The organism is Methanobacterium sp. SMA-27 (assembly GCF_000744455.1).
Lineage (GTDB): Archaea > Methanobacteriota > Methanobacteria > Methanobacteriales > Methanobacteriaceae > Methanobacterium_B.
The window spans coordinates 806,854-821,633 of record NZ_JQLY01000001.1 but is presented as its reverse complement, the minus strand read 5'-3'; the positions used below and the strand labels follow the sequence as shown (position 1 = coordinate 821,633).

Here is a 14,780-nt window from a genome sequence, read left to right as displayed (position 1 = left end):
AAGGGAATATTAATTGTTATTGCCATTTTATCACTCCAAATCAAAAATTGGGGAGAACTGAAAACAGACCATCATATATATTATTTGTTCCACAATTCAAATTCCACAAATAATATTTTAAATATCATTTGATGTGTATTATTATTTGATGAAGAGGATATATATTCTTCATAAATTAGGCCATAATTATGCATAAATTGAGAGATTAAATTTATGATGGTGGTAAAAAATGGGTTATAATCCCAAAAACTGTAATTTAGTTAGTAATATTCTTCCTATTCTTTACATGTTCCTTGCTCTTCTGTCAGTCCGGTATTTATCAAAACGTAGGTATGTCTTGAATATTGGCGGGAATATTTTGGTTATAACACCTTCCATATCACCTGATACATCGTCTAAAAGATCCATGATTGGTAATTCCTGAGGACAATGTCTTTCACACTTCCCACACTTGGTACAATTAGAGGCGTAAGCGGGTTTACCATGGATTACTCCTAAACTCAGTGCATACATGATCTGTGTTTCTATTTTATTACTAGGAAATATTTTTGAGGAATCGTACATCTCGAAACATTTGGCAATATCAACTCCAGATGGACATGGCATGCAGTAGCGGCATCCAGTACATCCTATTTTCATAAGTTCCCTATATTTATCCCTGACCTGTCCTATTATGTCCAATTCTTCTTCTGAAAGTGAATTTGGTAGTGCTTCATCCGCAATTTTGAGATTTTCTTCGATGTGTTCCTCTTCATTCATTCCTGAAAGAACACATGTTACTTCAGGATGGTTTAAAACCCATCTTAAGGCCCATTCTGCAGGTGTTCTCTTTACTTCTGATTTGTCCCATATTTCTTGAACTTCGGGAGGTATTGCCCGTGTGAGGTTACCTCCTCTAAAAGGTTCCATAACTATTATTCCCAATCCTCTTTCTGCAGCATATTTTAAACCTTCTGTTCCTGCCTGGTTTTCTTCGTCAAGATAATTATATTGGATCATACAAAAATCCCAGTCGTATGAATCTACAATCTCTTTGAAAGTGTCTTTATCTCCGTGAAATGAAAAACCTGCATTTTTGATTTTTCCAGCTTTTTTGATTTTATCTAAGAATGTTAATACATCCAGTTCAATCATCTTTTTCCAGTTTGTTGCGTGGAGGCCGTGTAGCATATAGTAATCTATGTATTCGATGTTGAAATTTTCAAGCTGGACTTTGAAAACATTTTCTATGTCTTCCTTATTTTTCACATTCCAAGGTGGAAGTTTGGTTGCTATTTTAACTTTCTCTCTGTAGCCATCTTGAAGTGCTCTTCCAACCAGTGGTTCGTTCATGTAGGCTATTGCTGTGTCTATGTAATTTACACCATGGTCTATAGCGTATCTTATCTGTTTAATGGATCTTTCTTCGTCTGTTCTTCCGTTTTTAGATGGCAATCTCATTGCACCATACCCTAAAACCGATAGTTCATCCCCATTTTTTTCTATTTTTCTGTATAACATTGTATTTTAGCCCCCCACAATATATCTATTAATCATTTTACCCTTAACAAAATTTAAATTATTTATTTAGATATTCCATCCCAGAAAAGTTCAAATGCTAAATTGATATTTTTTTCATTCAAGTTTTCTGGATACTTGGTGAAATGGCTTACAGTTCCAAAGATATTGCCCCAGAAATAATCCATTACCATTTCATTGTACACCATTTTGATTTCATTCTTTTCTATACCCTTCTTGTAGATTTCCAGTACTTCCACAAATCTGGTTTCAGCTTGTTCTTTGGTAAGTGAAGTAATATATGGTGAACTGTGGAAAATTAGGATAAATTGGAATTTATAAGGGTTATTGATGCCGAAGTTGATGAATTTTAGCCATAATTTTTTTATATTTTCTTTAAATGATTCTTTATCATTGTAGTTTCCCTTAACATCGTTCAACAAACAACCCTTGATGTTTAGGTATAGGGTGTTAATCAAATCTTCCTTGGTTTTGAAGTAATGGAATAATGTTCCTGTGGCCACTCCAGCTGTTTTTGCAATTTCTGCTGTTGATGTTCCATGGAACCCGCGTTCAACAAACAACTTAAGTGATACATCTAATATGCTCTGCTTTTTATCGTTCATGGTATCACGTTGATAATTTTTATTGTACCCCTAAACATAACTATAGACTGATTAGTCAATTTACATATTTAATACTTGTGATCATCCAAGATCAAGTTAGGATATTCGTTCAAAAATAGTAAAAATTTTAAAATATTTAAAAAAAAATAATGGTTTTATATATTAATATTTATTTATTATTTTTTATATTTTTTCAGCAAGTTTATTCAAAAAAATGTTTAAAATTTATATTTGAAAATTTATATGTTGATTTAATAAAAAATCACTGCAACATTCATAATCTTGATTCAAGAACCGCTTAAATTCTTGTTTTTTGTTGTAAACGAAGAATTAATCTTGTCTACAATTTTATCTTTATCATTGCATTTTGGACAATCCAGCTCTTCATTAGGGTTGTATAATGCGCCACAGTGTATACATTTAAACTCTATCTTGGTTTTCCACATTTTATCTTTCTCAAGGTTACGATTGTTGTCTTGAATAATTAATAATATAATATATAATTAATATCAATTGTTCAAAAAATTTTTTAATTAAGATAGATGTTAAAAATCAGGATATTTATAGTTAACTATTCAAATATTTATTTAAATAAAAAACTGTTTTTTTTTAAAAAGTATTTTAATGTAAAATAATGTATTTTTGGATAAATTGATAAAAAGTTAGATGTTTAAAATTAAAGATCGCTTAAATATTCTATCTTAGCTTTGAATCCAGAATTAATTTTGATTTTATTGATGTAATGGAGAACTTATGTTATCTACAATTTTATCCTTACCATCACACTCTGGACAATCCAGCTCTTCTTTAGGATCGTATAACGTTCCACAGTACAAACATTTAAACTCTATTTTCGTTTCGCACATTTTTATATTCTCACTAAATTGATATTAGACTAGTTATATGAGATAATATATTTTATTTCTTAAACATAGCTTAAACTTTTCTATTGGTCATCCATTTTATTGTAAATCAAGACTCAACTTATAACTAGAACCATATCATAAAATGTGTCAAGTTTATAAGTAGAAATAAAAAAATAATCGATACCAATGTTCATGATGTGAGATATGAGCCCCGTAGATATTTGATGGTTCAAAATTTATTTGAATTGAGCATAAATATTTGATTATTAGGAATTGTACAATATAAGCCATTAATTTATTTGGGTATTTTAAAGTTGAATGTTTTCAACTGTCCGATTAACACATATCCCGTGTACTTGCCTTTCAACTGCTCTATTTGTTATTGTTAAATTAATTCTTGGTTTAAAATAAGTTTTTAAGTTATGATCATGGTTTACAATTGAAATACTGTATAATTTATCATATCTAAAGCTTTAGGAAAATTATAGGTTTTATAACCCTTATTTATTCTAACAATCCATATTCATTTATTTAAACAAATAATTGGTAGTTTAATAGATTCTTTTTTATACTTTGTAGGAAAGAAATTATTATATCGAATTATAATTTATTAAATGGGAATAAAATGAAACTAAAACAAATTATGAATCTTATTTTGGTTATGAGTATATTATCACTAATTTTAATGCCTGTTAGTGATGCATGGACCTCAAAAACACATTCAGATATTGTTGATGTAGTTTATTATGGTTTACCGGTTGATGTTCAGCAGAAATTGGATTTAAATGCAATGCGTGATGGTTCTAATGATCCTGATGAAAAGTTTCATGACTTCACATACCATAGCTATCCTAAAAGTTATGACAAAGCAAAAATGTGGCTTGACCAGGGTAAAGCTGCCTATGATAAGGGAGATTATAGTAATGCGAGTTATGATTATGGTGTTGCAAGTCACTACATATCAGATACTTTCTCAGCACCCCATGCAGTAAGTGGAGAAAACTATGCAGACCATAGTAAGTATGAGAACCATGCTAAAAAATTTAACCCTATTGCAACCGCTGTTAATGGGGATTTAAATACTATAATGCAGGACGGTAAAAATCAAGCAGCCGTTAGCTGGAATAGCTGGCTTCAATCCCATGATGATTCAATAATACAGAATGATTTAAATAAAGGTGCATCAGCATCATTATCTGCAATAAAAGATAGTATAAACAGCACCAGCAGCAATACTTCTAAGGAGTCTTTTATTGATAACATTATTAAACTGTTAAAAAACTTGTTTTAAATTAATTTTTTTTATTTATTGGTTTAATATTCATTTTATAAGTTAATCTACTTAAATTTAGCAAATTTGGTTATTGAATATAATTTGACAAAGATTTATATACTAAAAAAATAAACAGTAGAACAGTGTTATGTTACGTGAATTTATTTCAAAATATGATTAAAAAAATAGGATTAGTAAATTTTAAGGATCCAAAAAATGGAGGAATGATTTTTGTTATGGAATCCGATTTAATATCAAAGAAAGAACTGTTAGAATTAACCAAAATATCCTATGGCCAATTATATCGGTGGAAGAGAAAAAATCTGATACCTGAGGATTGGTTCATTAGGAAATCCACATTTACAGGACAGGAAACCTTTTTTCCAAAGGAAAGAATACTTGATAGAATTGATAAAATCAAGAATATGAAGGGAGATATTTCACTGGATAAACTTGCCAACATGCTTTCTCCAAACTTGATGGAGATCTCAATGCCAAAGAACCAGTTGATTCAGCAGAACATTGTTTCAAAAAATACAATAGATTTCTACACTAGTGAAAAGGGAGAAACAAAAGGTTATGCCTTTGAAAAAATTCTCTACCTCCATGTTTTAGATAACATGTTCCAATCGGGAAAAATCAATTTTGAAGAAGGACAAATCATATTAAATCTGTTAGAAGAAGATTATCCTAAATACAAGGGGAAAAATTGTGAATTTATGTTCCTACGTAAATTCGGGATATCTACCTGCTGTTTGATTTCAAAACCAAGCAAAGTATTTTTTGAAAACAGCATTAAAATAATTGAAAAGTTTAATATGTCAGATTTAATCGAAGAATTAAAGATTAAATTAGCTTAAGGAGGATATTTGTATGGATAACGATAAACGTGCAGAGTTGAGGATTAATGGCCAGGGTAGCTCATCAGGTGGTAAATTTAACACCGTTATTATCATGGGATAAGGGAGAATAGATGGTGATGTGGATTGTTTGAATCTTAAGATATATGGAGAAGGTAATATTGACGGCAATGTAAAAACAGCGAATACTGCGAGTATAAAAGGCCAGACAACAATCAACGGTAATTTGGAAGCAAACAAAGTTAAAGTTCAAGGTGAGATTGATGTTGGTGGTGAAATTTTTGCAGACGAAGCTGTTATCACTGGTAATATTAATATAGATGGTGATTGTAATGCAGAAGTTCTAACTTTAGAAGGTGGATTTACAATTGATGGGCTGTTAAATGCAGATGTTTTAAAAATAAACTTACACTGGCAGTGTAAAGTTAATGAAATTGGTGGTTCTAAAATTACAGTTAAAAGAGATGGAAGATTGAGCTTCTTGGGTCTTAAAAATATGTTCACTCCAAGTGGTCATAGCGAACTCGTTGCAGACATTATTGAAGGTGACGATATCTATCTTGAAAATACTCATGCAAAGGTTGTTCGAGGAAATTATATCACATTAGGCCCTGGCTGTGAAATTGCACTTGTTGAATATAAAAATGATTTCAAACAGGATAAAGAAGCCACAGTTGGTGACTGTAGTAATGTATAAAAATACATAATTAATAATGAATTTTGAATTGATTCAAAAAAATATAAAATAAATAAATAAATAAGTATTTTTCCTTATTCATTTAAGAATGGTTTTATTAGATGTGTCCCTATCAAATCCATTTAAATTAGATTTGCTGTTGGAACAGTAAAAACCTTTTCATTTATTTTACTCCTTTCTATTACACCGTCTCTTATTTTAAGGATCCTTGTTTTGTCTGTTGTTTCTGCATCGTGTGTTACCATGATAACTGTAGTTCCTTCCATGTTTACATCGTGCAGTAGGTTCATTATATTTTCTGTTGCTTCTGAATCAAGGTTTCCTGTTGGTTCGTCTGCTAATATAAATTTTGGTTTATTTACAAGTGCACGTGCAATTGCCACCCTCTGTCTTTCTCCTCCAGAAAGTTTTGCAGGTAAGTAATCCATTCTATGGCCTAAACCAACATTTTCCAGACATTCCTCCACTCTTTTTTTCCTTGAAGATTTACCAAGCTTTTTATCACCACTCAAGTTTCTTGTTGGAAACTCTACATTATCACGTACACTCAATGCAGGGAGCAGATTGAATGTCTGGAAGATAAAACCAATTTTCTCAGCTCTTAACTTGGTGAGTTCAGATTCTGACATGGATGATGTTTTCTTTCCATCTATTAAGAGTTCTCCCTGTGATGGTGTGTCAAGACATCCTATCATATTCATAAGTGTTGATTTACCAGATCCTGAAGGACCCATTATAGATACAAATTCACCCTTTTCTACCGTTATATTCAAACCTCTTAGAGCATTAACCTGTATACCGCCTAGATCATAGGTTTTCCAAAGTTCATTACCATTAACCAAATTTTCCATTTATAACACCTTTTTAAAATCCCTAAATTTTTTTTATTCATGTCTTAAAGCTTCTATTGGACTGATTCTGTTGGCCAGGTAAGCGGGTAGTAATCCTGAGAATGTTCCAATAACCAGTACAATCAACACAACTTGAATTACAACCGCTGATGGTATGGTGAAATTGAAGCTAGTGGCACCCATAAATATTCCAAGAACATTATAAATTGGAGATATAAGCAGTATACCTATTAATCCACCTATGGTACTTAGAATTAATGATTCATATATTATCAATAGCATAATTGACCTTTTCTTGGTTCCAATTGCTCGCATTGTACCTATGTCTTTGGTTTTCTCTTTTACAGACATCATCATAACGTTCATTATGAGAACCATTGAAACAGCAAAGATCATGACAACTATCATGTTCATAAAGGTTAATACTCCCTTTAAATTTTTGTCGATGGTTTTCTGTGTATCCTTTTGAGAGTATATATCATATTTAGGATATGCATCCTGTAAATTGGTTTCAACAGTGTCTGCTGTATACTGGCTGTTAGGCGATATTATAACCGTTGATATAAGATTAGGCCTGTCAGATACTGTCTGAGCATATGATAATGATGTGACAATGGAATTGTCTATTGTTAACGGCCATCCAGTTCCAACCTTGTTGATGATTCCAACCACTTTAAATTCGTCATCACTGACTTTGAATGTTCCACCAACTGTTACATTGTATTTTTTGGCAATTTCTGATCCTATAATTACTGCATTTTCACTAGCACCTACCAGTGAACTTGATCCATTGACTGTATTGTTTCCAATAAATGCCTGTTCTTTTCCTGGTGTCAGACCTACAACCATTGCAGGACTTTCATCACTGCCTGTTGTGCTCCCCTGTAACGGTGCAAACAGTGCTTTTGTGCTTTTCTGTGTATCTACTTCGCTACGATCGAGCACTTCGTTACCAATGCTTTCATCGATGATACTTCCTGCAGGTGGAAAGCTGGTCCCATTCTGCTCAAAATACAAATTATCTTTAACAGTACCCAGATCTCCCTTTAGACCCGACTGCATTTCGTACATTACAATGTTTACAACGCCAATTAATAAAACACAGGCCATAACCCCTATTATACACATTGCAGCACGACTTTTTTTGGCTTTAAAATCTTTAAAAGCTATATCTAACATTAAATTTTCCCCCGATTATTAATAATTATTATATATTTATTAATTCCCCAAACTAATATGACTAAAAATTCTTGATGCCGAATGAGCAGCGTAAAAGGGTTTTATTGAATATAAAATTAGAAATATAAAAATAATAATTTTTATTTCTTCAATTTAATTGATCCCCAAATATTAAATCATAATTTAAAAACTTTCAATTCTGTCTTAGTTAACTATCGCTAATCTAAAATATAATTTCCCCCATTTTACAATCCACCTATTGTCTGAACTTTTATTTTATGCGTTCAATGGAACGCATTACCAGATCTAAAGTGTTTTCAAAGAGCACATCCTGTGTCATCTCATAATTTTCCATGTACATTTTGGTGACTGGAACTAGATTATTTACAGTATTGGACATGCAGAGCATAATCAATGCTGTTGGAGCTGGATCTACTTCTTTTCGAATGGATCCATCTTTGATCCCTTCGTTTAATGCATCTATGACTACTTGAAAGCTATTTATCCTTATTTTTCTAAGATTTTCGAGATTTGGAGACTCTTTATTTTCAAACATTCCTGAATGATAGTAGGCTTCGTAGTATCCCCTGTGTTTTTTGTAGAATTCGTAGTATGTTATACAGATAGTCTTTATTTTTTCTATTCCTGTCTGGTTCTTTTGATCGATGTGTTTAAACATTTCACTGATGATTTTTGATGCTCTTATTGCAATGGCAGCGTAGATATCATCCTTGTTTTTGAAATACTTGTACAATGTGCCCCTTGCCATTTCTGTTTCACGGGCTATGTCGCTCATTGCAACGTTATCGTAACCTTCCGTGAAAAATAATTTTTCAGCGGTAGCTATAATATCATTACTGCGTATTTCACGTTCTCTTTCCTTTCTAATCGCTTTAGTCACTAATTATCACTCCATACAAATTATCTTTTCAAGGATAAAATTGTATTTTGACCCCAACACATTGCCAAATTATTATACACAATGTTTTAAATAATTACATATGATTTTATAAATGAACATACTGTCACGGTAATAGAACATGTGTCATTTTACTATATAAATCTTTTTACTATACCAATAAAAATTCATAAATCAAGAAACAATAGAATAAATAATTATATCCAAATAATATCATAAAATTATTAAAAGATGTATAACTATTTTATCTGAAATTAATAAATTATACCCATGAAACTGTTAATTAAAGGACATCACATAATTTTGTAATAAAAATATTTTTTAAAACAAATATTGGTATATTTTTCACTGATTTTTAAATTAACAATGTTAATGATCGTTAATAAACAATAAACTATAAGCATAGGTTACAAACTAACACAAAATTATAGTATATTATATAAATAATAAATTTTATTTATTATATAAAATGTTCATATTTGGGATAACATGATCCATGAAGATGGGGAGCAGGTTACATCCCCTACCAAACTTGAAGGAAAAATTCATCCTAAAATCATTGCTGAAGAATTTATTGATTCTAAAGAGCGTTTATATGATATCATTAACTTTTTACCCGATGCTACTTTTGTAATAGATTCTTCGGGACATGTAATTGCATGGAACCATGCCATGGAAGACATGACAAATATTAAAGCAGAGAAGATACTTGGAAAGGGCCGTTATGAATATTCAATACCTTTCTACGGTAAAAGAAGAAAACTTTTAATCGATCTTGCATTATCATCTAGCAAGAAATTAGAAAGTGAATTCTACTCAATCTCTAGGGAAAGAAAGTCTATTACAGCCGAAATTTACATTCCATCACTTAATGGAAAGCCTATCTATTTATGGGGTAAAGCCACCACATTGTACAACAAAAAAGGTACGATTGTAGGTGCAATTGAATCCATTAGGGATATAACATCTAAAAAAATGGATGAAAAAGAGCTTAAACAATATCGTGAAAACCTTGAAGATTTGGTTGAAAAGCGAACTGATGAGCTTAGAAAAATAAATAAACAGCTTCAAATTGAGATAGAAAAAAGGAAAGAAATAGACAGGAAATTGAAACTGTCACGAGAGAACTATCGAAATATTTTTAAAAATGCAGGAATAGGTATATTCCAATCCACACCCGAAGGAAAGTTTCAAAATGTCAACAGCACCATGGCACAGATGTTTGGCTATGAATCCCCAGAAGACATGATAAAATCCAATGATAAGATTAATGAACATATTTACAGAGACCAAGAACATCGCACGAATATCATTAAAAGAATCAGCGCCAGCGATGGGATTCTCAAATTTGAAACTGAGTTCATTCGAAAAAATGGGGAGAAATGGATTGCAGATCTGAGCATAAGAGTTGTTCGGGATAAGGAAAATAACCCAATCTACTTTGAAGGCTTTGTTCAGGATATCACAAGTAGAAAACATACAGAAAAGCTTCTTAAAGAATCAGAGGACAAGTACAGAACTATATTTGAAAATACTGGAGCTGGAACGGTGATTGTTGATGAAGACACTACTATTTCGCTTATAAATTCTGAGTTTGAAAATATAAGTGGCTATTCCCGAGAGGAAGTAGAAGGTAAAAGCTGGACAAATTTGGTGGTAGGGGAAGATGCAAAAAAAATTTGGGTTTATCGTAACCTCCGATACAATGCACATGATAATGCCCCCAATACTTATGAATTCAAGTTTTTTAGGAAAAACAAAAGCATTGGATATGCTCATATTACCGTAGAACTCATACCTGGTACTAAACAGTTAATTGCTTCTGTTGTGGATATTACAGAACATAAAATTAATGAAGAAAAGCTAAAAAAACTCAATGAAAAATTAAAAAGATCAAATGCTGAACTGGAACAGTACGCTTCTGTTGCCTCACACGACCTAAGGGAACCTTTACGTATGATAAAAAGTTTCCTTGAATTATTAGAAGATAAATATGCAGACCAACTTAATGAAGAAGCAAAATCATATATAAACTATGCAGTGGATGGTGCTAAACATCTGGATTCCATGATAATTGATTTATTAGATTATGCAAGGGTTGGCCGTAAAGAAATAAAGTATTATGAAGTGGATTGTGAAGAAGTATTAGAAAAGACTTTACTAAATTTAAAATCTTCAATAGATAAAAATAATGCTGTTATCACATACGAAGGGTTGCCTGTAATTACTGGTAATAAAAATCAGCTGGTCGAATTATTCCAAAACCTGATAGGTAATTCAATAAAGTATAGAGATGTTGAAAATCCAAAGATCCATATATCAGCTCAGAAGAAGGAAGGTAAATTTCTTTTTTCTGTAACGGATAATGGTATTGGGATCTCCAAAAAAGATCTCGAAAGGATATTTGTTATATTCCAACGGCTTCACACCCGGGATGAGTATGAAGGAACTGGAATTGGGCTTGCAATTGCCCAGAAAATAGTTCTACAACATGGAGGAAAGATCTGGGCCGAATCAAAACCAGGTAAAGGTACAGTATTCTACTTCACACTACCCGAATAAACCTATAAAATCATCAGAAACATTTTTTATTATATTTTTTTAAATTTTAAGAAAATTTATGATTTGAATTATTGACCATTTTATGTAATTGTTCTTCTTTTTTTTCCAAAGCTTTGGAGACCGTCTATATATATATCTTAGATTTGATCTTGGATATTAAATCAATACACATTTATCTAAATTTTATTACAGATTTCATGAAATTTTTGTAATTAATTAATTTATTCATCTGATCACAACATATATTCATCATGGTGTATAATAGTGTAATAGGATGAAATAAGTTGATTTAATTAGGCTTGAAAAAAATCATCCGAATTTCGTGAATTAAAAAAAAGAGGTAGATATTATGTGGGGACAACACAAAGAACATATGATGGGTGGAATGAGTATGATGAGTGAGAAAATGATGGAAATGATGAGTAAGGAAGATATGATGATGATGGCAGCCATGAAAATGGATGAAAAAATCGAAATGTTAGAGCTCAAACTCAAATATCTAAAAAAATCTCGTGATATGTTAAAATCTAAAATGTAATTTGTAAATGGTGAATATAATAGCTTGATTTAGAGCTATCAATATTTTCCCTTTTGTATGAATTTGTTTTTTTGTAATTTGTAAATTGAATTTAGATATCTTTTTATTGTTTTAGCAAAAAGGAGATGAAATAATATGTCTAAAGTGATATGGTTTGAAATACCTGCTGATGACCCTGGTAGGGCTGCTAAATTTTATAAAGACGTTTTCGGATGGAAAATAGAAAAATGGGATGGTCCGTTTGATTACTGGTTAATTACAACCGGAGAAGACAAAGAACCTGGCATTAATGGTGCTATAATGACTAAAGAAATGGGAAACATGGTCAGAGATACAATTGGTGTGGATTCCTACGACGATTTTGCAAAGAAAATTGAGAAGGAAGGCGGGAAAATGTTGACTGAAAAAATGGAGATTCCTATGATGGGCATAATAGGGTCATTTCAGGATACAGAAGGCAACATATTTGCAATAATGGAACCTAAAATGGATTAAATTACTAAACTCTGATTAATTTTTTTATTATTTGTAAGAAAAGTAAAATAATGTATACAATTGGATTTTAAGATTTCAGATCCAATATTTGACTTAAATCTAATTTTTTTTTAAAATTCCGAATATAGTTTAATTTATTTATTTTTAAAAAATTACCGAGTGGACCTGCAATGAGCGAAATTAAACACAAAAAAGATAATGGTAAAATGAAAAAACACGGTGATGGCATCAAATGCAGTATATGTGGATATTATTTGAAACAAAGTGAAATAACATCAGAATATTTGAGAGATAATATATATTTACCAACATGAACAATAAAATAAAATAAAATCCTTAGAAAATTTTTTTATAAAAAACGATCCCTTCTTAAATAGTATAAGACTGAAAATAAATTATTAAATGTGAAGAATAAAAGCGTACATCTACTTAAATTTTATTAACTTAACTCAATAACAACATTATACAAAATAGTTAATGTGCCCAATTTCATGACATATAAGTCAAAGTGTCAATTAAAAAAAAAATTATTATTAATTAATTAACCAAAAAATCAAACTTCTTCGACTCTCAGCAATGTACAAATTTTATTCATCAACTAAATTTTTTCTAATAATTGTTTTCCTTCACGAGTGAGTTCTATAATGTGGCCCTTATCCGTTGATCCACTATATTTAATATGTCTTTTATGTCTTAGATCTTTAATATAAGATCTTAAAATTGGACACTTAATCTTTAATTTATCTGCTAAGTCTTCCTCGGATATTACACCATTATTTGATTTATTTACTATCTTCAAGATTTTCATTTCATTTTCTTCCAATTTTAATCACTCCTATTTTAGTTACGAGCTTATTTATTGACAATATTTATCAAACATGTTTAAAATTATATGCTATTTTAAATTTTTTTGACAATACTTTAAAACCCAATAATTAATTAGTAATTGAAGTATTAGTAATTGAAGTTCAATTAGAATTTAAAAGAAAAACATGGTATCAAAAGAAATAACATTTTGTTAATTTTCCATAAATTATTATATTAAAAAAACGAGATCAATAACAATGTTAAACTACATTACATATTATCCAATCTTAGGTAAACCATTCATTCTATACCTTGGAATTGTAACTTTAATTGCATTTATAATTACAGCTTCAATTGGAATATCAATTCATGAAGGTTTACGTAATATTAAATTCAAATGGCATCCAACAATGGCAGGAATAGCAATTAGTTTAGCTTTAATACATGGAACATTAGGAATACTTGCATATTTTTAATACTAAATATTTTTTTTAATTCTTATTTTTTTTTATTATTTACATCTGACAAATTAAAGAAATTAAAGAAATTAATAGAAATAAATTTTAATTAAATTTATTAATTAGGTGTAATAAGATAATATATACTGAAAGAAGTTGTATATTTCGTTATAAAATTTAGGGGGAGATTTTTAAGATGGATAGAAATTTAATATTTGTTGGGGTTTTCTTGGTTTTAGGTATTGTTGCAGTTTCGGGGTGTACATCAAATCAAACCTCAGGTAATACAGTAACAATACAAAATATGGCTTTTAATCCATCAACATTGAATGTTAAAGTTGGAACTACAGTTACTTGGATTAATAAAGATTCAGTAACACACGATGTAGTGAGTGATACTGGCTTGTTTAACAGTGGTAATTTAACTAATGGAATGAGTTATAACTATACTTTCAATCAGACTGGAAGTTTCCCATATCATTGTGCGATCCATCCATCCATGACCGGTACCATAGTTGTTTCGACAAATGCACCATCAAGTACTGGTAGTTCAAATAGTACATCTGGTGGATCTGGAATTGGTTATTAAATAAAAAAAATAGAAATTTTTTAGGTTTGCTAATCTTGCAAACCTAAATAATAATTTTTTATAAATCGATTTTAAAGTTTTTTTTTATCCTCTTTGTTCCATTTCACTGCCATTTAAACAGTAAGAATTGTATGTTTTTCCCACATCAAGAGATATGGCCAATGGACATGTAGGACACATACAGCCCTTTAATTCTTTGATACAATCTCCACTTTTCCCAGTTACACAGAATAGCTTTTCATTAGCATCTTCTGCACATTTATTCCATGTTGGACATGTTGGACATATACATGAGCCTTTATATTCCTCTATTTTTTTATTTCTATCACTTTCTGATAGTTCCATTACATCGTGAATTAATTGCTCAAATTTATCCATACATTATCAACCCCTTTTTTCTTATCATCTTATATTATGATCTCTAAATTTTAATTAATTTTCCAATAACAATATTATTTTTCATAAAATATGCAAATTTATAATAAATATTTTTCTTAAATCGATTGAAAAGGAATCTGAAGAAAATACAATAATTTGTGGATAATTTAATATTGCTCATGAGG

Annotated in this window: 18 protein-coding genes; 9 read left to right on the top strand and 9 right to left on the bottom strand. The window is 30.5% G+C overall.

The window, feature by feature from the left end; genetic code table 11:
• Window positions 1-282 precede the first annotated feature (282 nt).
• The 4 genes from DL91_RS04235 to DL91_RS14345 all read right to left on the bottom strand — a co-directional run bounded on the left by DL91_RS04235 (window position 283) and on the right by DL91_RS14345 (window position 2,989).
• Window positions 283-1,500 carry an aldo/keto reductase gene (locus tag DL91_RS04235; RefSeq protein ID WP_048190376.1) on the bottom strand — a complete coding sequence of 406 codons (1,218 nt, stop codon included), beginning with the start codon at window positions 1,498-1,500 and terminating at the stop codon, window positions 283-285.
• Window positions 1,501-1,562: 62 nt separating this feature from the next.
• Window positions 1,563-2,123, bottom strand: a complete 561-nt coding sequence (locus tag DL91_RS04230) for a TetR/AcrR family transcriptional regulator (RefSeq protein ID WP_048190375.1) — start codon at window positions 2,121-2,123, stop codon at window positions 1,563-1,565.
• A 287-nt stretch (window positions 2,124-2,410) separates the two neighbouring features.
• Window positions 2,411-2,569 carry a hypothetical protein gene (locus DL91_RS13440; RefSeq protein ID WP_156095966.1) on the bottom strand — a complete coding sequence of 53 codons (159 nt, stop codon included), beginning with the start codon at window positions 2,567-2,569 and terminating at the stop codon, window positions 2,411-2,413.
• Between the two features lie 285 nt (window positions 2,570-2,854).
• Entirely contained in the window at window positions 2,855-2,989 is a 135-nt protein-coding gene (locus tag DL91_RS14345) for a hypothetical protein (protein WP_255343919.1), read from the bottom strand.
• 625 nt (window positions 2,990-3,614) lie between these two features.
• On the opposite strand from DL91_RS14345, the gene DL91_RS04225 reads away from it, so the two are divergent.
• The 3 genes from DL91_RS04225 (at window position 3,615) to DL91_RS04215 (ending at window position 5,819) form a co-directional block, all read left to right on the top strand.
• Window positions 3,615-4,280: a zinc dependent phospholipase C family protein gene (locus DL91_RS04225; protein WP_048190374.1), complete on the top strand. Its 666-nt coding sequence runs from the start codon at window positions 3,615-3,617 to the stop codon at window positions 4,278-4,280.
• A 155-nt stretch (window positions 4,281-4,435) separates the two neighbouring features.
• Complete coding sequence (locus DL91_RS04220; protein ID WP_231551384.1) at window positions 4,436-5,122, top strand: YhbD family protein; 687 nt, start codon at window positions 4,436-4,438, stop codon at window positions 5,120-5,122.
• 121 nt (window positions 5,123-5,243) lie between these two features.
• Entirely contained in the window at window positions 5,244-5,819 is a 576-nt protein-coding gene (locus DL91_RS04215; RefSeq protein WP_255343918.1) for a polymer-forming cytoskeletal protein, read from the top strand.
• 122 nt (window positions 5,820-5,941) lie between these two features.
• On the opposite strand, the gene DL91_RS04210 is transcribed toward DL91_RS04215, so the two are convergent.
• The 3 genes from DL91_RS04210 to DL91_RS04200 form a co-directional block, all read right to left on the bottom strand.
• The gene (locus DL91_RS04210; RefSeq protein ID WP_048190373.1) at window positions 5,942-6,670 is read right to left on the bottom strand and encodes an ABC transporter ATP-binding protein; all 729 of its coding nucleotides are present in this window, start codon (window positions 6,668-6,670) and stop codon (window positions 5,942-5,944) included.
• 33 nt (window positions 6,671-6,703) lie between these two features.
• Complete coding sequence (locus DL91_RS04205; protein ID WP_048190372.1) at window positions 6,704-7,849, bottom strand: FtsX-like permease family protein; 1,146 nt, start codon at window positions 7,847-7,849, stop codon at window positions 6,704-6,706.
• A 271-nt stretch (window positions 7,850-8,120) separates the two neighbouring features.
• Window positions 8,121-8,750 (bottom strand): TetR/AcrR family transcriptional regulator, encoded by a 630-nt coding sequence (locus DL91_RS04200; RefSeq protein WP_048190371.1) that lies wholly within the window; start codon window positions 8,748-8,750, stop codon window positions 8,121-8,123.
• 507 nt (window positions 8,751-9,257) lie between these two features.
• Here DL91_RS04200 and DL91_RS12765 point away from each other — a divergent pair.
• The 4 genes from DL91_RS12765 (at window position 9,258) to DL91_RS13435 (ending at window position 12,677) form a co-directional block, all read left to right on the top strand.
• A complete protein-coding gene (locus DL91_RS12765; protein WP_052374138.1) occupies window positions 9,258-11,330 on the top strand; it encodes a PAS domain S-box protein in 2,073 nt (690 codons plus the stop codon).
• A 349-nt stretch (window positions 11,331-11,679) separates the two neighbouring features.
• Window positions 11,680-11,868, top strand: a complete 189-nt coding sequence (locus DL91_RS04190; protein ID WP_048190370.1) for a hypothetical protein — start codon at window positions 11,680-11,682, stop codon at window positions 11,866-11,868.
• Window positions 11,869-12,003: 135 nt separating this feature from the next.
• Window positions 12,004-12,363 (top strand): VOC family protein, encoded by a 360-nt coding sequence (locus tag DL91_RS04185; protein ID WP_048190369.1) that lies wholly within the window; start codon window positions 12,004-12,006, stop codon window positions 12,361-12,363.
• 170 nt (window positions 12,364-12,533) lie between these two features.
• Window positions 12,534-12,677, top strand: coding sequence for a hypothetical protein (locus DL91_RS13435; RefSeq protein ID WP_156095964.1), 144 nt, complete (start codon window positions 12,534-12,536; stop codon window positions 12,675-12,677).
• Window positions 12,678-12,961: 284 nt separating this feature from the next.
• Here the strand turns inward: DL91_RS13435 and DL91_RS04180 are convergent, their stop codons facing one another.
• Window positions 12,962-13,186, bottom strand: a complete 225-nt coding sequence (locus DL91_RS04180) for a hypothetical protein (RefSeq protein WP_048190368.1) — start codon at window positions 13,184-13,186, stop codon at window positions 12,962-12,964.
• 241 nt (window positions 13,187-13,427) lie between these two features.
• Between DL91_RS04180 and DL91_RS04175 the strand changes: the two genes are divergently transcribed.
• Window positions 13,428-13,646, top strand: coding sequence for a hypothetical protein (locus DL91_RS04175; protein ID WP_048190367.1), 219 nt, complete (start codon window positions 13,428-13,430; stop codon window positions 13,644-13,646).
• A 178-nt stretch (window positions 13,647-13,824) separates the two neighbouring features.
• Window positions 13,825-14,217: a cupredoxin family copper-binding protein gene (locus DL91_RS04170; protein WP_081882600.1), complete on the top strand. Its 393-nt coding sequence runs from the start codon at window positions 13,825-13,827 to the stop codon at window positions 14,215-14,217.
• 84 nt (window positions 14,218-14,301) lie between these two features.
• Here the strand turns inward: DL91_RS04170 and DL91_RS04165 are convergent, their stop codons facing one another.
• Window positions 14,302-14,595 carry a DUF2769 domain-containing protein gene (locus DL91_RS04165; protein ID WP_048190366.1) on the bottom strand — a complete coding sequence of 98 codons (294 nt, stop codon included), beginning with the start codon at window positions 14,593-14,595 and terminating at the stop codon, window positions 14,302-14,304.
• Window positions 14,596-14,780 lie beyond the last annotated feature (185 nt).